This window comes from Pelagibacterium xiamenense (genome assembly GCF_021166475.1).
Taxonomy (GTDB): domain Bacteria; phylum Pseudomonadota; class Alphaproteobacteria; order Rhizobiales; family Devosiaceae; genus Pelagibacterium; species Pelagibacterium xiamenense.
Genome location: NZ_JAJOYS010000002.1, coordinates 326285 through 351696 on the forward strand (window position 1 = coordinate 326285; position 25412 = coordinate 351696).

The window sequence follows — 25412 nt, forward strand, 5'->3', positions numbered from 1 at the left end:
GGCTAGCCTTTCGCGATCGCCTCCGCGACCACCTCGTGGTCGGAGAAGTGATGCTTGGTTTTGCCGATGATCTGATAGTCCTCGTGGCCCTTGCCCGCGACAAGAACCACGTCGCCCTTTTCCATCATCCCCACGGCCTCTGCAATCGCATCGGCCCTGTTACCGATCTCCCGGGCACCGGGCGCGGCGGCCAGGATTTCCGCACGGATCGTCGCGGCGTCCTCGGTGCGTGGATTGTCGTCGGTGACAATTGTGACGTCGGCCAGATCGCTCGCGATCTTGCCCATCTCGGGCCGCTTGCCCTTGTCCCGGTCACCGCCGCAGCCGAACACCACGATCAGCCGGTTTTCCGCGACCGGACGCAGTGTTTCGAGTACGACCTTCAACGCCTCGGGCTTGTGCGAATAATCGATAAAGACGTTCCCGCCATTGCGGGAGCCGGCGAACTCCAGCCGCCCCTTGGCGCCCTCAAGGTGCGCGAGCGCGGCCATCGCAACCTTGGGTTCAACCCCGGTTGCCATCGCCAGCCCCGCAGCCACGACGGCATTGGACACCTGGAAGCGTCCCACGAGCGGCAGGAAAACCTCGAACGGCTCGCCAACGAGTTTGCCCTTGATCCGTTGCCCGCGGCCTTCGGAGATCACCTCCTCGACTGCGATATGGGCCCCGCCCTCACCCACGGTAAACACCGTCGAGCCGTGGTCGAGCGCCGCGAACATGAACGCCATGCCCTCGTCGCTGTCGGAGTTGACGACAGCCGTCGCATTCTTGTCGATGAGGTCCCGGAACAGCCGCAGCTTGGCGTCGCGATAGCTTTCGATGTCGTTGTGATAGTCGAGATGGTCGCGATAGAGATTGGTGAAGGCGACTGCCGAAAACCGGATACCGTCGAGCCGCCGCTGATCGATCCCGTGGCTCGACGCCTCGAGCGCAACGTGCTCGACGCCCTGCTTTTTGAGGTCCGCGAGGGTACGGTGCAGCGAGAGCGCGTCGGGCGTCGTCAGTTCGCCGGGCACATGCTTGTCGCCCACCATAAGCCCCAGCGTGCCCAGGCTGGCGCCCTTGATACCCGCATGCTCCCAGATCTGGCGCAGGAAGGAGACCACCGAGGTCTTGCCGTTGGTTCCCGTAACCGCCACGCAATGCTCCGGCTGTGGTCCGGCAATGCAAGCCGCCGCCTTGGCATAGGCTGCCCGCACGTCCTCGACCACCACCACCGGAACCCCCGGATTGCCGTCCGGCACCGCGTCGCTGACCAGCGCCTTGGCACCGCGCCCCACGGCATCTCGCGTATAAACCGCACCGTGGCTGCGAGAGCCCGGCAAGGCAAAAAACAGGTCGCCCTCCCCGATCAGGCGGCTGTCCGCGTTGATGCCGTTCACCTCAAGAGCAGGTTCAACCTGGCCTTTGGCGGCGGGACCGAGCAGTTCGGCAATCGAATAAGGCAACGTCATTCGTCCTCAAAAGCGCAGTTGGACCGGTATGAGTCTATCGTCGACCGCAGGGTCTGTATTGGGCTGAATCCCGAGCATGGGCGCGATCCTGGCGACAATGCGGCCGGAAACCTCGCCGGCGTTCCAGCCCGCGGTCCGACCTGTTTGTTCGTTCTCCCGCTTGGGTTCGTCGACAAGAATGATCATGGCGTATTGGGGATTATCCAGGGGGAAAGCGGAAGCGAAGAGTGCGAGGCTCTTTTCGCTCGAATAGCGCCCGTCGACAACCTTTTCTGCAGTACCGGTCTTGCCTCCCCAACGATAACCGTCCGCAATCGCATTGCCACGACTACCTGAGCCCTCAAGTGCATTGAGCCGCATCAGGTAGCGAATATAGTCGCTTGTCTGTGCGGAAATCACCTGCGTTGCCCGCGCGTTGGCCTCTGCCTCTGTGCGCATGAGCAACGTCGGTTCAATAAGCCGTCCGCCGTTTACAAGCGCACTGACTGCCCGAAGCATATGCATCGGCGTTACGCTCAACCCGTGTCCGAACGACGCGGTTGCCGCGCCGACTTCCGAAAAATTCGATGGGATGGCCGACGCCGTGACTTCGGGCAATTCAACCACCGGCGTGCCCTCAAAGCCAAGGCGAGTGAGAAACGCGCGGAAATTTTCTTTCCCCATCGCCTGCATCATTTTGATCGTGCCGATATTGGACGAATACTTATAAACCTCCGGCACCGAGAGAATGCGGTATTTGCCGTGGAAATCCTCGATCGTATAGCGCCCGAACCGCACGCCGAACCGCGCATCGATCTGATCTGTGATCTGCACCGCACCGCTATCGAGCGTCGCGGCAAAGGTTATGGTCTTGAAAGTCGAACCGAGCTCGTATTTCGCTGCGGTAATCCGGTTGTAGCGCCCCTCTTCGAGCATGCCGGCGGGATTGTTGGGGTCGAAATCGGGCAGCGATGCCAGCGCGATGACCTCGCCGGTATGCACATCCATGATCGCCCCGGCCGCGGCAATCGCCTGGTAGCGTTCCATGGCATCGACGAGTTGGTCGTAAAGCACGTGCTGTACACGCAGATCGATCGCAAGATTGACCGGATTGAGTTCGCTGTCGCGCGCCAGCCCCAACTCTTGCAGCAACCCCAGATCGGTGCTGTCGTCGAGGTACATCTCCATGCCGGCGATCCCGACATTGTCGATATTGACAGCCCCCATCACATGCGCCGCCACCGGTCCGCCGGGATAGAACCGCTTGGTCTCGGTCAGGAACCCTATCCCCGGAATGCCAAGGTGCATGACGCGATCGCGCTGGGCAGGCGTTAATTCGCGTGCGATCCAGACGAAACCCTCATCGCCGGTCAGCCGGTCGCGCAACCATGCGGGATCGAGATTGGGCAGCACTGTGCGCAGCGCCTCGGCGGCTTCATCGACGTCGAGAATGCGGCGCGGCTCGGCATAGAGCGAGGGCACCTGGATATCGACGGCCATCTCGATGCCATTCCTGTCCAGAATGGGGGGGCGCGACGCCATGATGGCCGCGCGGGCCTGACCTTCAATGGCCGTGTCGAGGTCCATATTGCCCAGCCAGACAAGACGTCCGCCCATCACCACGAACACCGCCAGCACAAACGCCATGGCCCAACGGATACGCGCACTCGTGAGATTACCGCGCGCCTTCCGCGTACCATCGAGGGCAATCGTCGGTTCCTTGGACGAAATGGCGCTCACAGAATGCCCTCCAGCAGGGATCCGATCGGATCGGATTCGGTTTCAATCGACTCGAACAGCGCGTCGAGGGCATCCGTATCGAGCCGCATCTCGGGGCGCATCGGCAATTCGGCGAACGTCCCGAACTGCTCGATCTCGGGAACGTGCAGGTTGAGCGTTTCATTGTGCCGGTCGACGATCGCCTGAAGCTGCGTCGGCTGGTTAAGATACGCCCAGTCCGCCTTGAGGATCGAAAGCGTCGCCTGCTGACGCGCAATGTCGCTCTCTATGGAACGGACCTCGTCTGCGGTCATTTCGGCCATGTGCTTTTGTGCATAAACGCCGACCAGCATCAACGCGGCCATGATCGCCAGGATGAAATTGATGTTTCGCAGGCTCCGGATCATGCCGCACCCCGCGCAAACCCCGGAACGCCCAACCCTTCGCGGCTAAAGGGGCGCGCCGGCGCACCGGTCCGCACCGCGCTGCGCAAGGTGGCCGACCGTGCCCGCGGATTGCGCGCGAGTTCAGGTACGCCAGCCTTGATCGCCTTGCGGATCGGCGCCCAGCGCGCTTCGATCTGGTTCGTTACCGGCATGTGGCGCGATTGCGGTCCGGCCGTCTTCTGGGCATCGAAGAAGCGCTTTACGATGCGATCCTCAAGCGAATGAAAGGTCACCACGGCCAGCCGTCCGCCTTCGGACAGCGCGCGCTCGGCCGCGAACAAACCTTCGACGAGTTCGTCGAACTCGCGGTTGACCGCGATGCGCAACGCCTGGAACGTCCGCGTCGCGGGATGCTGCGCGCCCGGCTTGCGGCCGACGGTCTTCTCGATCACTTGCGCCAGCCGCAGCGTGTCCTCGATCCGCTCTTCGGACCGCGCGTCCACGATCGCCTTGGCAATCCGCCGCGACGCGCGCTCTTCCCCGTAGGCGAAAATGAGGTTCGCCAGGTCTTTCTCGCCCAGCTCGTTGACCAGATCGGCCGCGGTTGTGCCGTCCTGGCTCATTCGCATATCGAGGGGACCGGCCTTCTGAAACGAAAATCCCCGTTGGCCCTGATCGAGCTGCATCGAAGAGACACCGATATCGAGCACCACTGCATCGATGTGGGTACCGGAAACAAGCGCATCGAGTTCGGCGAACCGTCCGGCGACGAAGGTGAAACGCTCCGGAAAGTCATCAGATACAGCGTCGGCGAAGCCTTTTACACCAGGGTCCCTGTCGATCCCGACCACCGCCGCCCCAGCATTGAGCAATGCCCGCGAATAGCCACCTGCGCCGAACGTCCCATCGACAACGCGCGCGCCCTCGAGCGGACCAAGTGCGTCGAGCACTTCGGCCAGCAACACCGATTCATGGGATGATTTCGAACCGGCCCCGGTTCCTGACAGCTCGCCCATAACCTCTTGATACTCAAAGCGGTCCGGCCCGCACGGCCAAACTGGTACTGACCCTGTTACGCAACGAAAGTGGCGAATGTGCACTTTGAACCAGATTGCACGGCAGACTTTAAGATTCTGTTTCCCAAACGTGGCGGGCCGGACGCTTCCGCCCGGCCCGGAAATCATCTAGCGCGCCATGAAAAGCCCCAGGCGCGGCCCGTCCGCCCGTGCGGCACGTGCCAGGACGACGGCCGTCAGTCCCGCCAGCAGGACTTCCGCGACGGGGCTCGCGATCCAGATCCCGGTTTCCCCGAAGACCCAGGGAAGCGCCAGGGTAAGAGGCAGGGCAAACGCGTAGGATCGCGCAAGCCCGAGGAGAGCGGTTCGTCTCGCATTCCCGATGGCCTGGAAATACCCGACGATCATCACTTGTGGACCAACAAGGAGGTAGGCGGCCGTCATTATCGGCAATATCCGCCCGACTTCCGCGGCAATCAGCGGATCATCGACAAAAAGATACCCCCAACTATCCCTGAAGACGAACAGCAGGGCCTGCGCCGTGAGCGAGAACGCCAGCGCTACGCCGATCGACAAGCGAAGCGCCGCATCCGAGCGTTCAAAGAGCCCGGCGCCGTAGTTATTGCCTGCGATAGCCTGCAACGTCTGGCTTAGGCCAAGCAGGACTAAAAAGCTCAGCGACAGAGTACGGTTTATGACGCCATAGGCGGCCACCGTCGTTTCGTAATTTTCGCTTCCGAACCGCTGAACCATCGCGATGACAACGCCGCTGCCCAGTGCCAGTCCGATGAAGGTAAGGCTCTGCGGCGCCCCCAGCGCAAGATACCGCGTCCACCCGACCCCAAGGCTATCCATACTGAACGTATCGAGCCGCAGCCGCGTCCGCCCCGCAATGCGAAAGCCAAGCACCACAAGGAGCGCGCACGCTTGCGCCGCGATCGTGCCGAGCGCCGATCCGGCAACGCCAAGCCCGAACACGGCGATCAGCACATAGTTGAACCCGATATTGCCGAGCGACGTCAAAAGGCTCAGGCCCGCCATGAATCCGACGCGCCCCTCGACCCTCAACGCATCCGAATTGAGGCCCAGCACCATGGCAACCGGCGAAAAGGCAATCGTTATCGCAAGATAGATGTTCGCCATATCTGCAAGGTCCGCCTGCCCATTGGCAGCCGCCATGATGATCGGTCGCCCCAAGGCGACGAAGATGACGATCACCAGGGCGCAAACGGCAAGTCCCAACCCGTGAGCACCCCAGAAGGTGTCTCGCGCCTCCTTGATGAGTCCACCGCCGAACTGGCGCGCCAGCACGCTCGCCATGCCCGCAGAAACCAACGTCGCCAGCGCGACGAGAAGCATCACGATCGGGAAAATGACAGTGACGGCACCAAGCGCCGCCGGGCCGACGAAAAACCCCAGAAAGATCGCATCCGCGATCGTCAGCAACCCGTTCGTCGCCATAACGGCGATAATCGGCAGCGCCGTGACGACGTAAATGCGGCCGATCGGGCCATGAGTATAGGGATTATGATCCAATTCGTTCGAAGTCATGATTTGCGTTCCCCACGCGCGAGCGCACCCGCCCGGCGCGCAATACGCAACGGGTCTTCAAAAGCGCTCGGATAACGGAAAACCGGAAAACACCGGCCAATGAACCTGGCACGCTATGCGCGCTCAAGCGTTCGCTATGCTGTCGAGGAAAGGTCTGACATCCACCATCTCTCGCTGGGCTGGTTCGGAAGGCGAGGATGGGGCCCGCATTGCCATCGCACCGAACACAAGCGTGATCTGGATGCGGAAAACCGGAACTTCACCAGGACGGGGACCGTCCGCGGGCGGCAGGTGTCCGGAACCGGAGAATCTCGTAAGCCAATCGCGGAAAAGCGTCAAGCGGAGGGTGAGGTCACCAGTTGACCTGTAAGCCGGGTTCTGTAGGGCGGCGCCCCGAAGGACGCCGCGTGGCGGCCATTCATCTAGGGGACCTGTTGCCAGGGCCCTCGTGCAACCAACCCGGACGACAAGCCGCGGAAACCCGGCCGGAGCTAAAGCTCCCATCGTCCCTATTCGGTTTTGCTCCCGGTGGGGTTTACCATGCCGTCCCCGTTGCCGGGTCCGCGGTGCGCTCTTACCGCACCCTTTCACCCTTACCCGCCTTCGCCGAGGCTCCGGAGGGCGGTTTGCTTTCTGTGGCACTTTCCCTGGGGTCACCCCCGCCGGGCGTTACCCGGCACCGTGTTTCCATGGAGCCCGGACTTTCCTCCCCGCGAATAGTCGCGCGGCGGCCGCCCGGTCAACTGGTGACGCGCTGAAATAGGGTGCGGTGGTACGAAGCGTCAAGCCTTCAAGCCAGGAACGGGCTTGCGATCAACCAATCAGGGCCGGCTTGAGCCCGCGCGCCTGCTGGATTTCCCGGTAAGCGGTGTTGATCGACGCCATCTTGGCCGACGCAAGGCCCATCAGTTCCTCAGGTACACCCTTGGCAACCATCCGGTCGGGGTGGTGCTCTGCAACAAGCTGGCGATAAGTCCGCTTGAGTTCGTCATTGGTCGCGTCGGGCACCAGCCCAAGCACCGCGTAGGGGTCGCGCCGCCCGTTGGGCATGAGCACATGCTGCGATGCGATCTGCTCGAAGCGGACGTCGTCGAACCCGAAGATGTCGCTGATCGACTTGAGGTAGCTCAACTCGTCCTCGTGCACGAGCCCGTCCGCCGTCGCGATCTCGAAGAGTGCATCGAGCACGTGCTCGAGCGTCGCGGGGCTGTCGAGGAAAAGCTTGCGCACCTTGCGCGCATAGGTGTCGAACCCCGCAATGTCTTGTTGGGCGAGCGCAAAGAACCGCTCGACATGCGCATCCGCGCCCTGCGGAATGTCGACGAGTTTATGAAAGGTCGAGATTTCCCGCAGGCTGACAATGCCGTCGGCTTTGGCCATCTTGGCCGAAAGTGCAATGATCGACATCGTGAAGGCCGCATCCCGGCCGCCCGGCATCCAGTTGTCCGGATCGAGCACGGACGCGATCCCGCCGGCAAGCCCGGTGCCTTCGGAAAACGATCCGAGAAATGCTGCAATGCGCTGCCAGATGGACATGGTGCGACTCCGCCTCACCAGGGACATTACCCGGCATACGAGAGATTGGAACAGGACATCGAGCCGCAGCGAGAACGGCGGGCAGCCCGGCATGGACGCCGCGCAAGAGCACATGCATGTCATGGAACCGTGCCTTTCATCTCCACCAAAGGCGTCTCAGGCTCGGTCGGACCCAACCCGATCGGTCCATTATGCCTCAAATCGAATGATATCCAAGCCCGGGCTAGGTAAAATATGTCTATCAAATGCCGCTACCAGCGGAAATCATAGTCGTCATAGACAAAACCGTAGGGGTTGCCCGGATTGGCAACAGGACGCCCCGGATAGACCGTGGCGCCGCGTGTCTGCTCCTCGTAGACCCAGATGACCTCGCCATTGGCGCCCACGACCGCAACGAGCTCATCCTGGCCCTGATGGACCGGCATGGGCTGGGGTTCGCCCGAAAGCGGCGCCAGCGCAAGCCGCTCTTCGTAGCTCATGAACCCGGCATCCGGAGCCGACCGCACGGCGGCGTTTCCGGCCGACGCCGTAACAGTCTCGTAGTCGACGGCCTGACCGGACGGTACACTTAATCCTTCCGGGCGCGGCAGAGGCTTCGGCGGCTCGACCGACGCGACCGTCTCAGCGCCTTGTGCGGTCTGCGCGCTGATCTCTTTATTCGAATCCACCGCCGCGACCGCCGGTGCATTGGCAGGCGAACTTCCATCAAGCGGCCGCCCGTTCACGGTCACGATCGGCCCGGTCGATGCAGTTTCCGTCACATCGGCGCCGGGCCCGCTAACGATCCGCGCCGGCGCCGCAGCGGCGCGTTCGGCTTGGGGCACCTGGGGAACCCCGGGGCGCGCCACCTCTTGGGCTTGCTGCACGTCAGGGCCCGTCGTGAGCCAGGCAAACGCATCGCGCTGCATCCAGCCGCCGGCAAAAGCCACGGCCGCCGCCAGAACAAAGATACCCGTTGTAGTAGGTTGGGAGAGCATCATCGATCCGTCCTATCTGCCCCGCATGACGCCTAAAGAGTATGCGCGATGATGGCACGAGTATGATGAATCGAGAATGAACCGATTGTGGCGGCGCGCAGCAGACCTAAGGCCGGATGCCCAGAAGCCGTGCGAGCGCGAGGACCAGGCTGGAGCGGTTGAGCGTATAGAAGTGGAACTCCGTCACGCCCGAATCCAGAAGCTCGGTCACCTGTTCCGCAGCCACCGCCGCTGCGACGAGCGCGTGCGTCTCCGGGTCGTCCTCGAGGCCTTCGAACCGCTCCGCCAGCCAATGCGGAATCGATGCGCCGCATTTTCCGGCGAACCCGGAGATCTGCTTGAAGCTGTGGATCGGCTGGATTCCCGGCACGATCGGTGCCTCGATCCCTGCGTTGCGGGCCCGTTCGACAAAGCGCCAATAGTCGGCATTTTCGAAGAACATTTGCGTGATCGCCCTGTCGGCCCCGGCATCGATCTTGCGTTTGAGATTGTCGATATCGGCATCCCAGTCCGGGCTTTGAGGATGCTTTTCGGGATAGGCGGCAACGGAAATGTCGAAATCGCCGAGCTTGCGAATTCCGGCCACAAGATCGGCCGCGTTTTCATAGCCGTCAGGATGGGGCGTAAAAGGGTGTCCGACGCCTTCGGGCGGATCGCCGCGCAACGCGACGATTCTGCTGATGCCCGCCTGGGCATATCCCTTCACCACTTCATCGACTTCGGCTCTGCTCGCGCCGACACAGGTCAAATGCGCGGCGGCGGGAACTCCGCTGTCCTTGGTGATCTGGGAAACCATCCGCAAAGTGCGTTCACGCGTCGATCCACCGGCGCCATAAGTCACAGAGACGAAGCGCGGCTTGAGCGGAGCCAGACGCGCAATCGAATCCCAGAACCGGGCTTCCATCGCATCCGTCTTGGGTGGGAAAAACTCAAAACTCACCTTGAGGTCGGGACGCTCGGTCTCGGGTTGGCGGCTGAGCCGGGTGATGCCTTCGGTCTGTAGCACGTTCGTCTGTTCCTCTTTCATGCGTGTTGGCCCGTCGTCTCAGCGTGCTCAAGCACCCACAGACACACGGTCAGGCCGATTTCAGTCTCTGGCGGGATTGCCTTGCGGCTTGCGACCGACAGCCCCGCCGCTTGCGCCCAATTGCCCATCTGCGCGTCGGACAGACCGAGCCGGCGATGCGCCTGTTCGTCGCGCAGAAATTCCATCTCGTGTGGAGCGAAATCGACCACGATCATCTGCCCCTCCGCCCTCAGGCACCGGGCGGCGCTCGATACCGCGGCACCCGGATCGTCGAAATAATGCAGCACCTGATGGAGCACCACGCGGTCCGCCGCGCCTGCGAAATCCTCCAGCGCGCCGATGTCGCCCAACCGCACCTGCCCGTTGGATATGCCCTCGGCCTCCAGCTTGGAGCGCGCGACGCGAAGCATTTCGCGGCTGGAATCGATGCCGATGCCTTGTCGGTAATGGCCGGCCAGAAGCTCCAACATGCGTCCGGTCCCCGTCCCCAGATCGAGGAGCGTATCGACCTTTATGCCATCAAACAGCGAGAGAATTTCCGCTTCGACCGCCGAATCCGGAGCATGCAGGCTGCGCAGCTTGTCCCAACTCCCTGCGATCGTCGCAAAGAACTCTTCGGCTTCCTCGCGCCTGGCTTTACGGACGGCGTCAAGTTTTTCGCGGTCTTGCCGCAATTGCTGCGCGTTCCGGTCGATCTGGGTTTTGAGCCAGTCGGCAAAAGCGCTCCCCGGGCCGGATTCGCACAATCGGTAGTACGCCCACGCCCCCTCGGCGTACCGGCTCACGAGATTGGCATCCGCAAGCAGCTTGAGATGCCGGGAAATCCGGGGCTGGCTCTGGTCGAGAATCTCGGTAAAGTCCTTGACGCTGAGTTCGCCTTCGGCCAGCAACGCAATAAGCCGCAACCGGGTAGCCTCCCCGGCCGCTTTGAGCATGTTCACGATGTCGTCCGGCTGATACACCCGCCTTCCCTCGATTTCCGGCGCTGAACGGCACCTTTCAGGGGACATAAAGATATCTTTATATCACTTGTGTCAAGGGTCTCGCCAGCCGGCACTGCCGCATCGCGAAAACGGCCACACCTGTGGGAAACCTCTATGACAGCGCGTGCAAGCCGTTCAAATTTTGCCATCAGCCGCCGCTAGGGTTGAAAACCGCCCGCGCACGTGCAATCCACTTTCTGGAAATAGACGGCAAGACTCGTTATTTCCGGGGACGAAGAAAGAATGACAGCCGCAGGCGCTATCGAGGCGAGGCCGCCTTCCATTGCGACCGAAGCCCAATCCTTAGTCTTTACTGCACTGTCCGATGCCACTCGTCGAGCGATCATCGAACGGCTGGCGAGCAACGGACCGATGACGGTGGGTCGCCTGAGCGAACCGTTCGCCGTCAGCGCTCCAGCGATTTCACGCCATCTGCGGGTTCTGGAAATGGCCGGCCTGGTGACGCGGTCGGTGGATCGCCAATGGCGTATATGCACCCTCGAGCTCGACAATCTCAAGGCCGCACGAGCCTGGCTCGACCGCGTCGTTCACACGGGCACCTGACACCACGCTTGCCTTAGGCGACGGCCTCGTCCCTGGCAGCGCGCCGGCGAAAGGAATGTGAGCGCCAAAGCTCGAAGATCCCGGCCGCCTCGTCCTCGCTCAGCGCTTCGTAGCGTTTACGGACGTTCTCGATATCCGCCTTGGACGGCAGGTCGCGCCAAGGGAGAACCGCAATGATCATCCCGAAAAGCTCTGGCGAGATTTTCGCAGCACGGGCCGCGACAGTCAGCGCAACATAGTCCTGCAGCGCCAACCACTTGACCATGATCTCGGGCCGAACCTGCAAAAGCATGGTCAACCCGGCAGCGGTGTGGTGGCCATAGCCGAAGCGCGCGAAACGGTGCAGAGCCTTGAGATCGAACCGCCGGCGGTCCGCAAGCGCCTTGACCTGATTCCAGGCAAGCTTCCACTCCTGAGAAGAGAACCCCGCGCGGTTCTTGATCCGATTGTAGACAACCGCCTGGACCCGATTGGCAGTCTCGCGGTTGTGACTTTCGCTGACGAGCCCGAGCCGTTCGAGCGCCTTGGCGCCGGCGGCGGAAACCTCTGTGCGAACCTCTGCCCAGTCGATCCCCTGGCGGCCACGCAGATCCCCGGCGAGCGACGCGTTGCTCGTAGCCCGGAATGCGACTTTCTCCAGCGTCTCGGTGCTCAGTTCCGCATCCGTATTGCGCAAAAGCCGCGCAACCGACGGTTCGCCGCCGAAGGTCACGATTGCGTCGCCGACGCGGTCTTTGAGCCCCTTGCGGCTGGCAATCGCGACGCGGTGCGCCTCGCTCTGGCGTTCTGCGATTTCGATCAGGTCATCGTCCGATAGGACGTTGGAGAATTCGAGAAGCGGCGCGGCAACTTCGATGACATCGTTCGCCAGCCGAACCACTGCGGTGCCCGGTGCCCGATCGAGCGGAGCGAGTAGCTTTGCGACATGCGCACGCGCTTCGACTTCCACAATATCGGCGAGTTGGCAAAGCACCTCGTCATACTGGGCGACCTGCTCGTCATCGCACCGGTCGGACACATACGAAAAGAGCTGAGCCAGATTGCGGATGAGGTGATCCCGTTCGGCAGCGTCGGCTTCGCCGTTAAGTACTCTGAAATTTGCGAAGGCGCGAACGCTCTCAGTCGCCTCATTCATCTCGCATCTCCCCGGCCCAATGCCGCATGTTCGCTGCACCCTGCACCAGAGGGATTTTCGGCGCGCTGAATGGAGCAGATTGCATTTTGTTAAAATGCCGATCATCGGCATTGGCCTGCCTCAAGAGCCGGCCGCGGTCGCTTTACAGGGCATCCTATTGACTTTCGCCCACACGCCCACAATGCTTCGGCGATCCAGCGGGGGCGTCATGGTGAGCGTGGTACTTTGGCAGCGAATAGAGGGGGCCCTGGTCTTCGCCGCGGCCATCCTGATTTTCATCGCGCTCGCCTCGGACCTGCCATGGTGGCTGGCGCTCATCCTGTTTTTCGCGCCGGACATAACCTTCGCCGCCTACCTCGCCGGCCCACGCGTCGGCGCGCTCATTTACAATACGGCGCATGTCTATGCGTTGGGCGCGATGGTCCTTGCTGCCGGCCTTGCGCTTGATACCCCCCTCGCCTCGGCGCTCGGTGCATTGTGGCTCGCACATTCGGGCTTTGACCGCTTACTCGGCTACGGCCTGAAATTTCCCGAAAGCTTCAAGAAGACCCATTTGGGCGATTTGTAGCGGCCCACCGAACGGCACAAAAAAGCCCGGCTCTTGCGAGCCGGACCCGGTGAGCTTGGAGGGCGCTCCCTATTCGGCTGCCGAAATTGCTGCGGGACGGTTCGGATTGCTCTTGGCAATCGCAGCGCGCACGCCAGCTCCATAGTCGGGATGAACCTGGTCGAAGAGCTTGCACTGACGCTGGACGATCTGATCGGGCACACCGCTCATCGCCGCGGCGATGTTGGAGAAGAGCCGCTTTCTCTGTGCGTCGTCGAACAGGTTGAACAGCGCCCGGGGCTGACTGAAATCATCGTTGCCATCGCGATGATTGTACCGGTCGACGTCGCCGGAAATCTTGAGCGGCGGCTCCTTGACCGAGGGATCCTCGGCCGGGCCGTTGACGGAGTTCGGCTCGTAATAGGCATCCGGGTGACCGCTCTTGCTGCCGAAGAAATTCATCTGCCCGTCTTTGTGGTAGTGATGAACCGGGCATTTCGGTGCGTTGACCGGCAGCGCCTCGTAATGCGTGCCGAGGCGGTAGCGATGCGCATCGGCATAAGAGAAGACACGGGCCTGGAGCATCTTGTCAGGCGAGTGTCCGATACCGGGCACGATGTTGGACGGTGAAAACGCGACCTGTTCGATCTCGGCGAAATAATTCTCGGGATTGCGGTTGAGTTCGAGCACACCAATCTCGATCGGCGGGTAGTCCGCATGCGGCCACACCTTGGTAAGGTCGAACGGATTGTAGGGCGTCTTTTCCGCATCGGCTTCGGGCATGATCTGAACCTGAACCGTCCACTGGGGATATTCGCCCCTTTCGATCGCGCCGAAGAGTTCCTCCTGATAGCTTTCGCGCGACCTGCCGACGACTTCAGCCGCCTCTTCGTTCGTATAAAATTTGTGGCCCTGCCGGGTCTTGAAGTGAAACTTCACCCAGAACCGCTCGCCGTTGTCGTTCCAGAACGAATAGGTGTGCGAGCCATACCCGTTCATGTACATCGGCGCGACCGGCAGACCGCGATCACTCATCAGGATAGTGACCTGATGCAGGCTCTCGGGGGAAAGCGACCAGAAATCCCACATCGCCGTTGCCGAACGCAGATTGGTCTTGGGGTGCCGCTTCTGGGTATGGATGAAGTCCGGGAACTTCAGCGGGTCGCGCACGAAGAATACCGGCGTATTGTTGCCCACAAGGTCCCAATTGCCCTCTTCGGTATAGAACTTGATGGCAAAGCCGCGCACGTCGCGCTCCGCGTCCGCCGCGCCGAGTTCGCCGGCAACCGTGGAGAACCGCAGAATGAGCGGCGTCTCGGCTCCCGGACTCAACGCCTTGGCGCGCGTATACTTCGTAATGTCGCCGGTGATCTTCAATGTACCGTACGCACCCCAGCCCTTGGCATGCACCACGCGCTCCGGAATGCGCTCGCGGTTCTGATGCGCCAGTTTTTCGACAAGTTGGTAGTCCTGCATGAGGACCGGACCGCGCGGCCCCGCCGTGATCGAATTCTGGTTGTCACCGACCGGTGCACCGGCACTCGTTGTCAATGTCGGTTTGTCGGACATGAGGCCTCGTACTTTCTAGAGATTCTAAACTGCCGGTGTTTCTATCGTGCGGGCTGCGGTCGTGCAAATTTATAAAACTGACAAAACCCATAAGGTATGCTAATCGTCAGGCGCAGAACCCGAGCCTTTGCTTGTTGTGTGCGCGACCCCGATGTTCACCATATCCCTGCGACAGCTTCACTACGCCCAGATCATTGCCGAAGAAGGCCATTTCGGCCGCGCAGCGGCGCGCTGTCACGTAACCCAGCCCGCCCTCAGCCAGCAGATTCGCCTGCTCGAAGAACGCTGCAATGCCCCGATCTTCGACCGCATGGGCAAGTCGGTCCGCTTGACACCATTCGGACGTGACTTTCTTACCCAGGCCACGCGCGTCTTGAGCGCAGCGCAGGACCTTGAGACGCTCGCAGACGTGTCGGCGGGCCATCCCGGACGTCCGCTGCGCTTTGGCTTGATCCCCACGGTCGCACCTTACCTGCTGCCGGACATGCTGCCGGCGCTTGCTACCGAACTGCCCGACATCCAGCTTGCCGTCAGCGAGGGCAAGACAGACAGACTCGTCTCCGGGCTGGCTGACGGCGACATCGACATGGCTCTGATCGCAACGGAAAACCCGCACCCGGGGCTCGCCGAAACCGTATTGTTCGCCGATCCCTTTGTGCTCGCCGCCCCTTGCGACAGCCCCCTTTCCGATCCCGTCGATCTCGCCCGCCTGCCGCGCGAAACCTTTCTCCTGCTCGAGGAGGGTCATTGTCTGCGCGACCAGATGGTGGACGCCTGCGCGCTCAAGCCGGAGCTTCAGGGTCGTACATTCGCCGCGACCTCGCTCACAACCATCCTCGAACTCGTCGCCAACGGTTATGGCGTCACGCTGCTGCCCGCGATCAGCCTCAAGCGCGAACAGGCCAACGCCCGCATCAAGATCCTGAGCCTCGCCGCGCCCGGCGCCGCGCGTACCTTACGGCTGGTGTGGCGCAAAGGCTCGCCCCACGAGGCGCTCTTCAGAACCATCGCTGCAATTATTGCCCAAACGGGCGAACGCCACCTCGCCTCGGAAATCGCCGCCTAGCCGACGGGTCGTGCAGCCGCCCTTTTTCTGCGCTGTTGCCAGGAATCCCAGGTGAATACGCCAAGCGAGCACCAGATCAGCACGAAACTCAAGAGGCTCGTGGGATTGAGGGGCTCGCCCAGGATGAACACGGCTGAGAGAAAATGCAGCGATGGCGCCAGGTATTGGAACATCCCGATGGTCGTAAGCCGCAATTGCCGCGCGGCATAGGCGAAGAAAATCAACGCCATGGCCGTCAGCGGCCCCGAAACGACAAGCGCAGTGACGTCGAGTGGATCGGCATAGGAAACCGGCCCCCACGAGACGAGCACCCATGCAATATAGCCCAGCGCGACCGGAGTCATCAGCAATGTCTCAACGAAAAGACCAGGTGCCGAACCGACCGAAACGGTCTTGCGGCAGTATCCGTAGAGCCCGAACGAGCAAGCGAGCGTGAGCGCAACATAGGGAATGGTCCCCAGCCCGAACGATTGCACGATGACCGCCACGATGGCGATCACGATGGCAGCCGTTTGCAAGCGGTTCTGGCGCTCGCCCAGAAACACCATGCCGATCGCGATGCTCACGAGCGGGTTGATGAAATATCCGAAGCTGATCTGCAATACCTGCGCGGTTTCCACCGCCCAGACGAAGACGAGCCAGTTGATCGCGAGCAATACGGTGGAAACGGCCATCACCAGTACTGTCCGGCGATCGCGCAACGCGGCGAACACCTCGGAAAACCGGCGACGGAAATAAAGCACGATCCCCACAAAGATGAGCGCGAACACAGTCCTGTGCGCGACGATCGACGCCGAGTCGACGCCTTCGAGGAGCTTGAAGAACAGCGGAAAGCCGCCCCACATGCCGTAAGCGCCCAGCGCGGCGAGGACCCCGGCGCGGATGTTGGGCTCGGGCATTGCCGGACGGACGGGAGTTGCGCCGCGGGCAGCGGGCGCGCCTTCGATCGATGTCATGGGGAAAGGCCTTGCACGGTCGGTCGCTTACCGAACAATAGCGGGGCACTAGGGCGTCCGCCAACCACAGTTTTTGATCGACGCGATCAATCCGGGTTCGTTTCGTCTCCAATAAGCGCATCGAGAAATTCGAGCAGGAGAGGATTGAAAAGGTCCGGACGCTCGAGGCTGGGCAGGTGCGCGGTGCCCTCGATCACGGCGGCGAACGCATTCTCTATGTCCTCGGAGAGATCGTCGTGCCGATGAATGATATGGGGAAAATCGAGATCGCCCGCGACCAGCAATGTCGGCGCCCCGATGCCGCCAACCTCATCGACCGCGGATTCGCCAGGTTCCTCGCGCGTGAGCTGAGGCTTGCGCAGGATCGCCCCGTTCATCGCATGAAACAGTGTCCGGACGTCGCCCTTCACCCGGCCGCTCTCCGACAGCGGCCCGTCAAGCCAGGCGTGCGCTTCGACTGCATTGATCGCGTCGATATCGCCGCTCTCTTCCACGGCCTCCATCGCGTTGACGATCCGCATGACGTCCGGCGGAAAATGCGGTGCCTTCGCGCCGGTGACCGAAGTGCCAACGAGCACGAGCCCGGCAACGCGTTCCGGCGACGCCAGCGCAAAATCTATCGCCAGCGCTCCGCCCCGCGACGCTCCCACGACGACAGCGGCATGAATCCCCAAAGCCTCGAGCACCGCCTCTAGGTCTTCGAGATGCGAGAAGCTCTCGTCGGGTGAAACGGTCTGCCCAAAGCCCCGGCGGTCATACGCCACGCCCCAATACCCCGCCGCAGCCACCGCCTCGATCTGGCTCTGCCACATCCGGCTATCGCAGACCCCGGCGTGCAGAAAAACGACAGGAACCCCCTCCCCGGCTTCGAGCCCCGCGAACGTGACGCCGTCGATATCGAGAGTGAAGGGGTGAGGCATCTGGCGAAAACTCCGACTTCGCAATTATCCCTGCGCTACCCAGTCGCTCTGGATGCTGTGCCCGGATCGAGGGCAATGCGGGCGACTTGCGGCCCGCAGACTTTGCTGCGGTAACCAACGCAAACCGGTAAGCCAAAGCCCAGCTTTGACACCTCGAATACCTGGCACAAGCTCGCGCTATTCTACCGCGTCAACGGCTTATACGTCACCCGTCGCGGATTGACGGCATCGGGGCCCAGCCTCCGCACCTTGTCGGCTTCATAGTCTTCGAAGTTCCCTTCGAACCACTCGACATGACTGTCGCCCTCAAAAGCCAGAATATGGGTCGCAAGGCGATCGAGGAACATCCGGTCGTGGCTGATGATAACGGCGCAGCCGGCGAACTCCTCGAGCGCCTCTTCAAGTGCCGCGAGGGTTTCCGTATCGAGGTCGTTCGTCGGTTCGTCGAGCAGCAGCACGTTTGCACCCGATTTGAGCATCTTGGCCAGATGCACACGGTTGCGCTGGCCGCCCGAGAGCGTGCCGACCGGTTGTTGCTGATCGCCGCCTTTGAAGTTGAACGACGACGTATAGGCGCGCGAATTCACCTCACGCTTGCCGAGCTTGATGATGTCGTTGCCGCCCGAGATCTCTTCCCAGACGGTCTTCTTGGCGTCCAGCGCATCGCGGCTCTGGTCGACATAGCCCAGATGCACGGTCTCACCGACAGTAATCGTGCCGCTGTCGGGTGTCTCCTGCCCGGTAAGCATCTTGAAAAGTGTCGACTTGCCCGCGCCGTTCGGCCCGATGACGCCAACGATGCCACCGGGAGGCAGCTTGAACGTCAGATCGTCGATCAGCAGCCGCCCGTCGAAGCCTTTGGACAGACCTTCGACGTCGATAACATTCTGCCCCAACCGTTCACCCGGCGGGATGATGATCTGCGCCGTCGAGGATTGCGTACGCGCTTCGTTGATCTTGACCAGTTCGTCGTAGGCCCGGATACGCGCCTTGGACTTGGTCTGGCGGGCCTGCGGCGACTGGCCGAGCCACTCCTTCTCGCGCTCGAGCACCTTGGTACGGGCTTCGTCCTCGCGGGACTCCTGCGCCATACGCTTGGCCTTCTTTTCGAGATAGGCCGAATAATTGCCCTCATAGGGAATGCCGCGACCGCGGTCGAGCTCGAGAATCCAGCCCGTGACGTTATCGAGGAAGTAGCGGTCGTGAGTGATGATCAGGACGGCGCCAGGATATTCGCGCAGGTGCTTTTCAAGCCACGCGGTCGTCTCGGCGTCCAGATGGTTGGTGGGTTCGTCGAGCAGCAACAGGTCCGGCTGGCTCAAAAGGAGCTGGCACAGCGCGACGCGGCGTTTTTCACCGCCCGAGAGGTTCGTGACATTGGCATCCGCCGGTGGGCAGCGCAGCGCTTCCATCGCCATTTCGACCTTGGAATCGAGGTCCCACAGGTCCTCGGCATCGATCTTGTCCTGAAGCTTTGCGGCCTCTTCCGCGGTCTCGTCGGAATAGTCCATCATCAGTTCGTTGTACCGGTCGAGGATCGCCTGCTTGTCCTTGACGCCGATCATGACGTTACCGCGGACGTCCAACTGCTCGTCGAGTTGGGGCTCCTGCGGCAGGTAGCCGACCGTGGCACCATCGGCGGCCCAAGCCTCGCCGGTAAACTCGGTATCGATCCCGGCCATGATTTTCAGGAGCGTCGACTTACCCGCGCCGTTCGGTCCCAGGATGCCGATCTTGGCGTCGGGGTAGAACGAGAGGTTGATGTTGTCGAGCACCTTCTTGCCCCCGGAGTAGGCCTTGGACATTCCGTGCATGTGATAGATGAACTGGCGGGCCATAAAGGTAACTTGCCTCTGGGTCGTCTGAGTGTTTGCGGGATGAAACGTGCCCCGTATGTAGGGCATGGTAGCGCCGACGGCAATTGCCGTTTTTCTTCGAACGCAGCGTGACCTTGAAGGCCAAATGGTTCACGTTTGGCCCCTGACGCATATAGGGGAGAGGCAAGCGAATGACGATAACACTCAAGAACCGTTTCGCCCGAAGCGACAGGGTGCTCGCGCCCGGCCAGCGCGCCGAACTGCGAACGATCGATATAAACGGAACCGATGAAGCCACGCTGATCGTCGCCGATCAAGTCATCGAAGCCCCCAACTGGACGCCCGATGGGCAGACGCTGATCTTCAACGCTGGCGGCGAGCTCTGGGCCATACCGGCAGACGGAAGCGCAGAGCCCGAGCGGATCGAGACCGGCGACATTTGCCGGCTCAACAACGATCATGTGCTTTCACCGGATGGCCGGACGATCTACATGAGCAATGGCGACGGGCATATCTACGCGGTACCGGTCGAGGGCGGCACCCCCAACAAGGTCTCCAACGACCACGACACGCCGTTCTCCTACTATCTGCACGGGATTTCCCCCGACGGGAAGACCCTGTCCTACGTGGCCATTGAAGGCGCCGGTAGCACGCGCCGGATCAATATCTTCACGATCCCCGCCAAGGGCGGGCCCGACACGCGGCTTTCCGATATCGCGGAGCCCAATGACGGGCCGGAATATTCCCCGGACGGGGAATGGATCTACTTCAACTCCGAACGCGGAGCGCTGACGCCGGGTCACGCGCAGATATTCCGCATGCGCCCCGACGGCACTGGCGTCGAACAGCTGACCGACGACCGGCGCGTCAACTGGTTCCCGCATGTATCGCCCGACAACGACTGGGTCGTCTATCTCAGTTATCCCGAGGGCACCGAAGGCCACCCGCCGGACAAGGACGTGATTCTGCGCAGGATGCGGCCCGACGGCTCCCAGAAGGCCGACATCGCAGCCTTCTTCGGTGGCCAGGGCACAATTAACGTCAATTCCTGGGCGCCCGACAGCCAGCGTTTTGCCTATGTGGCCTATCCGCTTGGCTGAGGGCCACACGGGCACGAGCCGCTCTTGGCAGATCAGCCGATCCACACCGGCACGGATTTGAAAGCCGGCGTTTTCGACCGCGGGTCGACGTCCGTCCCGACCAGCAAGTTGGCCTCTGGATAGTATGCAAGCGCCGAGCCGCGAGGAACGTCATAGCCCAATGCCACGACCTGCCTCATCGTACCCCGCTCGGAGGAAAGATCGACTTTGCCGCCCTCCGCAATGCCCATCTCGTCCATATCGTCCCGGTTGAGCAGCACGCTCCACCGCGGCGCGTTGTTGCGGTACGTGTCTTTGTCTTCATAGACGATCGTATTGAACTGCCCCTCGCTGCGGATCGTCGCCAGCGTCAACGCTCTCCGGCCGGTCGTGACCCGCTTTGGCGCAGGCATAGCCACAACGCGGAACCGCGCCTTGCCGTCCGGCGTCCCGAATTGCGGCGCGTGCAGAACCCGGTTGCGAATATGGAACTCGCGCTTGGCGACGTCGATGTCCGCGAGTTCCTCGAGCCCCGGCACGATTTGAGCGATCGCTTCGCGTACCCGCGCGTGCTTCTTGAACGCCGCGAAGTCGATCGGGCTGGCGGGTAGCACGGTCCGGGCCAAATCCGCCAGGATCACGCTTTCGGGCCGCACATTGGCCAGCCGGTCGATCCCGCCATCCGAAAGCCGGACGAAATTGAACATCGATTCCTGAGTTGTCGGTTCCCATTCCTCGTCGCGGGCGGCAACCGGCAGGATGAGGCTTTCGGAACTGTCGTGTCCGTGGACGTGCCCGAGATTGAGCGTCGTTGTTAGGTGGAGCTTGAAGCCGATCCCGTCGAGCGCATCGCGCGCCCATCTCGTGTCCGGCGACGCACCATAGAGGTTACCGCCCATCAGGACCGCCGCATCCATCTCGCCGCGATGCGCCGCTTCGAGACACGCCATCGTGTCCATGCCCTTGTCGCGGCCCAGTGTGACGCCGAAGGCCTTCTCCATGCCGGAAAAGACGTCCTCGGTAACCATCGGCTTGACGCCGATGGTGCCGACGCCCTGAACGTTCGAATGTCCGCGCAGCGGCAAAAGCCCCGCGAACCGGCGTCCGATCATGCCGCGCAGCAGCGCGAGATTGGCAATCATTTCAACGTTCTCGACACCGTGGACGTGGTGCGTCATGCCCATGCCCCAGGCGAAGACAGTGTTCTTTGCGCGCCCATATGCCGCCGCCACGCGCTCGATATCGGATTTCGAGACGCCGGTGGCTTCGGTGATCGTGGCCCAATCGCAGGACTCGAGGTCGGCCCGGAACGGCTCGAAGCCGGCGCCATACGCGGCGATAAACCTGGCGTCTTCCCGGCCCGCTTCAAGCACCGCCTTGGCGATCCCCTTCATCAGCGCAATGTCGGAACCAATGCGCGGCTGAAGATAGTCCGACGCAATCTCATCCCCGCCCTTGAGCATCGATGAGGGTGACTTCGGCACCGCAAATCTGACCAGCCCGGGTTCTTTCGCCGGATTGATGACGATCACCTGCCCGCCCCGGTCGCGGCAGGCCTTGAGCATGTGAATGAAGCGCGGATGGTTCGAGGAGGGGTTGGCGCCGATGACGAAAATCAGGTCCGCGCCATTGAGATCGGCGAGTTCGACCGTCGCTGTGCCTTTGCCGATCGTCGTCGCCAGACCTTCGCTCGTCGCCTGATGACAGAAATACGAGCAATTGTTGACGTTGTTGGTGCCGTAGGCGCGCGCGAAAAGCTGGAAGATGAAGCCCGCTTCGTTTGACGAACGGCCGGACGAGTAGAAAAAGGTCCGTCGCGGATCGGTCGATCTGAGCCGATCTGCGGCGTGCGCCATGGCCCAGTCCCACGTGACAACCTTGTATCTGTCGCCACCGGCAGCCTTGTAGACAGGATCGCCCAGCCGCCCCAGATGCTCCATCTCGCGGCCCGTCAGTTCCTTGAGTTCATCGAGCGGATGCTGAAAGATCGCATGGGGAATGGCAGGCTGGACGTCGGTCGATTGCGCCTGCACGGACTTGTTGCAGACGGATGGAAATTCCCCCAATTCGTTGGTCATTCCGCCCATCTGGCCGCCCATGCCGTAGGCGCAGGCTTTGCAGGTGTTTTTCGACGAAAGCGCCTTTGCCGCCTTGCCTACACCCATGCGCCCGACGGTCTGCAGCGTATACAGAACCTTCTTGGGTCCACCCCCGACGACCTGGCGCTGGCTCATGGCTTCCTCCTCACCCCCATTTGCCACCCGGACACCGGCGCTGGCAAGCAGAACAGGCAATGCCGACGGCAGCCGTGATGCCCGCCTCTAGCCTGCCATGGTTGTTGAGCGGTGTGCCCAGCCCGTCGTTCGTTTCTCGATCCAGGCCATCAGCGCATACATCGCAATACCCTCGACGGCGAGCATGACGAGCCCTGCGAAGACCAGCGGCACATTGAACTGGCTCTGGGCCGCGCTCATCATGTAACCAAGCCCTGAATTGGCCGCGACGGTTTCCGAAATCACCGATCCGACAAAGGCCAGCGTAATGGAAACCTTGAGCGAGCCGAAGAAATACGGCATCGAGCGCGGTATGCCGACCTTGAGCATGATGTCCATTTTCTTCGCACCGAGCGCCCGCAGCACGTCCTCGGTTTCCGGCTCGATGGTGGCAAGACCGGTCGCCACATTGACGACGATCGGAAAGAACGCGATCAGAAACGCCGTCAGGATGGCTGGAATCGTGCCGATGCCGAACCAGATCACCATGACGGGCACGACAGCCACTTTGGGGATGGCGTTGAACCCGACCATGATTGGATAGAGCCCCGCGTAAATCGCGCGCGACCAGCCGATCAAAAGCCCCAGCGCCAGCCCGCCAACCACTGCAAGGATAAAGCCGGCGCTGGTGGTATAGAGCGTCTGGATCGAGTGGCGCTGGATCGCGCCCCAGTATTGGACGATGGCCTCGAAGATCCGGGTCGGCGCTGGCAGAATGGTGTGCGGCACGCCGCTGATCTGGACCGCGGCCTCCCAGATCGCAAAAAGCGCGATGGTATAGATCCAGGGCATCAACGGCAGCCAGTTGAAAGGCTTGCGTTCAACCGGAAGATCGGCGACGGGCGTTACGGTGTCACTCGTGCTCATGCTGCCTCCCGCGCGTCCGCGATCTCGCCGCGCAGCGTGTGCACGACATCGTTGAACCTGTTCTCGTACATGAGCGCGATGTCGCGCGGGCGCTCGAAATCGATCTCGTGCACCTTGAGGACCCGCCCCGGGCGCGCGCTCATGACGTGGACCGTATCCGCGAGAAAAACCGCCTCGCGCAGGTCGTGCGTGACGAGCACGATGGTCACGTCCCAACTGGCATGAAGATCGCGGATCACCTGCCAGAGTTCCTCGCGCGTAAACGCGTCGAGCGCTCCGAAAGGCTCGTCCAGCATAAGCAGTTCGGGTTCATGGATGAGGGCACGGCACAGATTGGCCCGCTGCTGCATGCCACCTGAGAGCTGCCAAGGATATTTTGAACCGAACCCCTGCAAGCCAACGGTTTCAAGGAGCTGCTCGGCCTTCTCGACATATTCCTTCTTGTGCGCCCGCAGCCGTTTTCGGTGCCGCTCGACGATCTCGAGCGGCAGCAGCACGTTGTCGAGCGTCGTTCGCCAGGGCAGCATGGTGGGGTTCTGAAACGCCATACCAACGATCGAAACAGGTTTGGTGACCTCTGTACCCGATACCGTCACCACCCCGCGTTGCGGGATGTGAAGCCCGGTTACCAGCTTCATCAATGTGGATTTCCCACACCCCGAAGGCCCGACAACGGCAGCGAATTCTCCGCGCCGCACCGTCATGTTGAGCCCCGACACCGCCAGCGTGCCGCCCGGCCCGCCATAGCGCATGTCGACATCTTCGATTGTTACAAGATCGCCGCCACTCATGGTTTCGCCCCTTCTTCAAAAGAATGGGGCCGGGCACCCCTCGCGCCCGGCCCCGGCTGCTGCACGCCTCCCCTTAGGGCAGCATACGCTCTTCCTGAGGGGGCAGATAACTTGCGTCGAACACTTGTTCGGCAGCGATAGCGTCAGAAAGACCGATGGACAGCTTGAGGAACTCGATGGACCGCGCGAGCCGCTCCATGTCCACCCCGCCAATTCCGTTCTCCTGAACGTAGGCGGTATTGATATTCATGGCATTCGCCATCTCCAGCCGCTCGGTCTCGACATCGACGTCGAGAATGTCGTTCCAGGCCACAACGGCGGCCGCGCCCGCTGCCGGATCGGCGACCGCGTCCGCAAAGCCCTTGGTGAGCGCACGGAGCATGCCCTCGACGACGTCGGGATTTGCTTCGGCGAAGTCGGTGTTGACCAAAATGGCATTGCCATAAAGATCGAGCCCGTGCTCGGCCATCAGAATGGTCGCGATATCTTCGTCCGGCACGCCCTGGGCCTTGAGGTTGAGGATCACCGAGAACGCGAAGCCAAATACGGCATCCACTTCACCCTGGGCGAGCATCGGCTCACGCACCGGAAAGCCGATGGACTCGATCGTAATCTCCGAGGTATCGATCCCAGCGACTTCAACAAAGGCGGGCCACTGAGCGAAGGCGCCATCGGGCGGCGGCGCGCCAAGCGTCTTGCCTTCGAGCGACGCGGGATCCTCGGTGACGCCCAGCGATTTCCGGCCAACCACGGCGAAAGTTGGCGTTTCATAGATCATCATGACGGCCTTGACCGGCTGGCTTGGATCCTCGTCGAGGAATTTGATCAGCGAGTTGATATCGCCAAAACCCATGTCATAGGTGCCGGTCGCTACGCGCGGAATGGCCTCGACCGAGCCGTTGCCGGTGTCGATTGTGACGTCCAGCCCTTCCTCGGCGAAATAGCCGTTCTCCTCGGCAAGGATAAAGCCCGCCGCAGGCCCCTCGAAGCGCCAGTCGAGCGTAAAGCGCACAGGCGTCGTCTGTGCAAGGACGGGCGCGGCGAAACTCGCGCCGAACAACGTAATACCGGCCACTGCACTAAACAGTTTGCGGTTGAGCATGATGGATTCCCCTTGGTTTTGCAGGAACCAATTCAAGCGCTCAAATTTTTGACTGTAAAGTCAAAAATGGCAGTTTGTGTGCAGAATGATGTATCTGC

General features: G+C 61.8%; 22 protein-coding genes and 1 other RNA gene. 4 read left to right on the forward strand and 19 right to left on the reverse strand.

The features are described from left to right. Positions 1 to 2: 2 nt before the first annotated feature. The 10 genes from LSG43_RS09545 to LSG43_RS09590 all read right to left on the reverse strand — a co-directional run bounded on the left by LSG43_RS09545 (position 3) and on the right by LSG43_RS09590 (position 10580). Positions 3 to 1454 carry a UDP-N-acetylmuramoyl-L-alanyl-D-glutamate--2,6-diaminopimelate ligase gene (locus tag LSG43_RS09545; protein WP_231803489.1) on the reverse strand — a complete coding sequence of 484 codons (1452 nt, stop codon included), beginning with the start codon at positions 1452 to 1454 and terminating at the stop codon, positions 3 to 5. A 6-nt stretch (positions 1455 to 1460) separates the two neighbouring features. Then, positions 1461 to 3173, reverse strand: a complete 1713-nt coding sequence (locus tag LSG43_RS09550) for a peptidoglycan D,D-transpeptidase FtsI family protein (protein ID WP_369412473.1) — start codon at positions 3171 to 3173, stop codon at positions 1461 to 1463. Then, positions 3170 to 3559: a cell division protein FtsL gene (gene ftsL / locus LSG43_RS09555; RefSeq protein WP_231803491.1), complete on the reverse strand. Its 390-nt coding sequence runs from the start codon at positions 3557 to 3559 to the stop codon at positions 3170 to 3172. The genes LSG43_RS09550 and ftsL overlap by 4 nt, the downstream gene beginning before the upstream one ends. After that, a complete protein-coding gene (gene rsmH, locus LSG43_RS09560; RefSeq protein ID WP_231803493.1) occupies positions 3556 to 4554 on the reverse strand; it encodes a 16S rRNA (cytosine(1402)-N(4))-methyltransferase RsmH in 999 nt (332 codons plus the stop codon). Before rsmH ends, ftsL begins: the two co-directional genes overlap by 4 nt. 168 nt (positions 4555 to 4722) lie before the next feature. Then, complete coding sequence (locus LSG43_RS09565; RefSeq protein ID WP_231803495.1) at positions 4723 to 6105, reverse strand: MATE family efflux transporter; 1383 nt, start codon at positions 6103 to 6105, stop codon at positions 4723 to 4725. A gap of 351 nt (positions 6106 to 6456) precedes the next feature. After that, positions 6457 to 6852: RNase P RNA component class A (gene rnpB / locus LSG43_RS09570), an RNA gene on the reverse strand. A gap of 66 nt (positions 6853 to 6918) precedes the next feature. Beyond that, the gene (locus LSG43_RS09575; RefSeq protein WP_231803497.1) at positions 6919 to 7641 is read right to left on the reverse strand and encodes a TerB family tellurite resistance protein; all 723 of its coding nucleotides are present in this window, start codon (positions 7639 to 7641) and stop codon (positions 6919 to 6921) included. Positions 7642 to 7892: 251 nt separating this feature from the next. Further along, on the reverse strand, positions 7893 to 8621 hold the full coding sequence (locus tag LSG43_RS09580) for a hypothetical protein (RefSeq protein WP_231803499.1): 729 nt from the start codon (positions 8619 to 8621) through the stop codon (positions 7893 to 7895). 103 nt (positions 8622 to 8724) lie between these two features. Next, positions 8725 to 9645: a methylenetetrahydrofolate reductase [NAD(P)H] gene (gene metF, locus LSG43_RS09585; RefSeq protein WP_231803501.1), complete on the reverse strand. Its 921-nt coding sequence runs from the start codon at positions 9643 to 9645 to the stop codon at positions 8725 to 8727. Beyond that, positions 9642 to 10580, reverse strand: a complete 939-nt coding sequence (locus tag LSG43_RS09590; protein ID WP_231804650.1) for an ArsR/SmtB family transcription factor — start codon at positions 10578 to 10580, stop codon at positions 9642 to 9644. Before LSG43_RS09590 ends, metF begins: the two co-directional genes overlap by 4 nt. 291 nt (positions 10581 to 10871) lie before the next feature. On the opposite strand from LSG43_RS09590, the gene LSG43_RS09595 reads away from it, so the two are divergent. Further along, positions 10872 to 11192 (forward strand): ArsR/SmtB family transcription factor, encoded by a 321-nt coding sequence (locus LSG43_RS09595; RefSeq protein WP_231803503.1) that lies wholly within the window; start codon positions 10872 to 10874, stop codon positions 11190 to 11192. 13 nt (positions 11193 to 11205) lie between these two features. Here the strand turns inward: LSG43_RS09595 and LSG43_RS09600 are convergent, their stop codons facing one another. After that, positions 11206 to 12327 carry a DUF2336 domain-containing protein gene (locus tag LSG43_RS09600; RefSeq protein ID WP_231803505.1) on the reverse strand — a complete coding sequence of 374 codons (1122 nt, stop codon included), beginning with the start codon at positions 12325 to 12327 and terminating at the stop codon, positions 11206 to 11208. A 208-nt stretch (positions 12328 to 12535) separates the two neighbouring features. Here LSG43_RS09600 and LSG43_RS09605 point away from each other — a divergent pair, with 208 nt between their 5' ends. Then, positions 12536 to 12895: a DUF4260 domain-containing protein gene (locus LSG43_RS09605; RefSeq protein WP_231803507.1), complete on the forward strand. Its 360-nt coding sequence runs from the start codon at positions 12536 to 12538 to the stop codon at positions 12893 to 12895. Positions 12896 to 12964: 69 nt separating this feature from the next. Here the strand turns inward: LSG43_RS09605 and LSG43_RS09610 are convergent, their stop codons facing one another. Then, the gene (locus tag LSG43_RS09610; RefSeq protein WP_231803509.1) at positions 12965 to 14443 is read right to left on the reverse strand and encodes a catalase; all 1479 of its coding nucleotides are present in this window, start codon (positions 14441 to 14443) and stop codon (positions 12965 to 12967) included. Positions 14444 to 14594: 151 nt separating this feature from the next. On the opposite strand from LSG43_RS09610, the gene LSG43_RS09615 reads away from it, so the two are divergent. Beyond that, positions 14595 to 15509 carry a hydrogen peroxide-inducible genes activator gene (locus tag LSG43_RS09615; RefSeq protein WP_231803511.1) on the forward strand — a complete coding sequence of 305 codons (915 nt, stop codon included), beginning with the start codon at positions 14595 to 14597 and terminating at the stop codon, positions 15507 to 15509. Here LSG43_RS09615 and rarD read toward each other — a convergent pair. From rarD to ettA, 3 genes are all read right to left on the reverse strand, one after another. Next, entirely contained in the window at positions 15506 to 16465 is a 960-nt protein-coding gene (gene rarD / locus LSG43_RS09620; protein WP_231803513.1) for an EamA family transporter RarD, read from the reverse strand. The two genes, LSG43_RS09615 and rarD, sit on opposite strands and share 4 nt — an antisense overlap. Before the next feature lie 86 nt (positions 16466 to 16551). Further along, complete coding sequence (locus tag LSG43_RS09625) at positions 16552 to 17385, reverse strand: alpha/beta fold hydrolase (RefSeq protein WP_231803515.1); 834 nt, start codon at positions 17383 to 17385, stop codon at positions 16552 to 16554. Between the two features lie 182 nt (positions 17386 to 17567). Further along, positions 17568 to 19223: an energy-dependent translational throttle protein EttA gene (ettA, locus tag LSG43_RS09630; protein ID WP_231803517.1), complete on the reverse strand. Its 1656-nt coding sequence runs from the start codon at positions 19221 to 19223 to the stop codon at positions 17568 to 17570. A 170-nt stretch (positions 19224 to 19393) separates the two neighbouring features. Here ettA and LSG43_RS09635 point away from each other — a divergent pair, with 170 nt between their 5' ends. Beyond that, entirely contained in the window at positions 19394 to 20302 is a 909-nt protein-coding gene (locus LSG43_RS09635; RefSeq protein ID WP_231803519.1) for a TolB family protein, read from the forward strand. A 32-nt stretch (positions 20303 to 20334) separates the two neighbouring features. On the opposite strand, the gene LSG43_RS09640 is transcribed toward LSG43_RS09635, so the two are convergent. The 4 genes from LSG43_RS09640 to LSG43_RS09655 form a co-directional block, all read right to left on the reverse strand. Next, positions 20335 to 22515, reverse strand: a complete 2181-nt coding sequence (locus LSG43_RS09640; protein WP_231803521.1) for an FdhF/YdeP family oxidoreductase — start codon at positions 22513 to 22515, stop codon at positions 20335 to 20337. Positions 22516 to 22602: 87 nt separating this feature from the next. Continuing rightward, a complete protein-coding gene (locus tag LSG43_RS09645; protein WP_439652034.1) occupies positions 22603 to 23346 on the reverse strand; it encodes an ABC transporter permease in 744 nt (247 codons plus the stop codon). Between the two features lie 71 nt (positions 23347 to 23417). Continuing rightward, entirely contained in the window at positions 23418 to 24173 is a 756-nt protein-coding gene (locus tag LSG43_RS09650) for an ABC transporter ATP-binding protein (protein ID WP_439652035.1), read from the reverse strand. 112 nt (positions 24174 to 24285) lie between these two features. Then, a complete protein-coding gene (locus LSG43_RS09655; RefSeq protein ID WP_231803527.1) occupies positions 24286 to 25314 on the reverse strand; it encodes an ABC transporter substrate-binding protein in 1029 nt (342 codons plus the stop codon). Positions 25315 to 25412 lie beyond the last annotated feature (98 nt).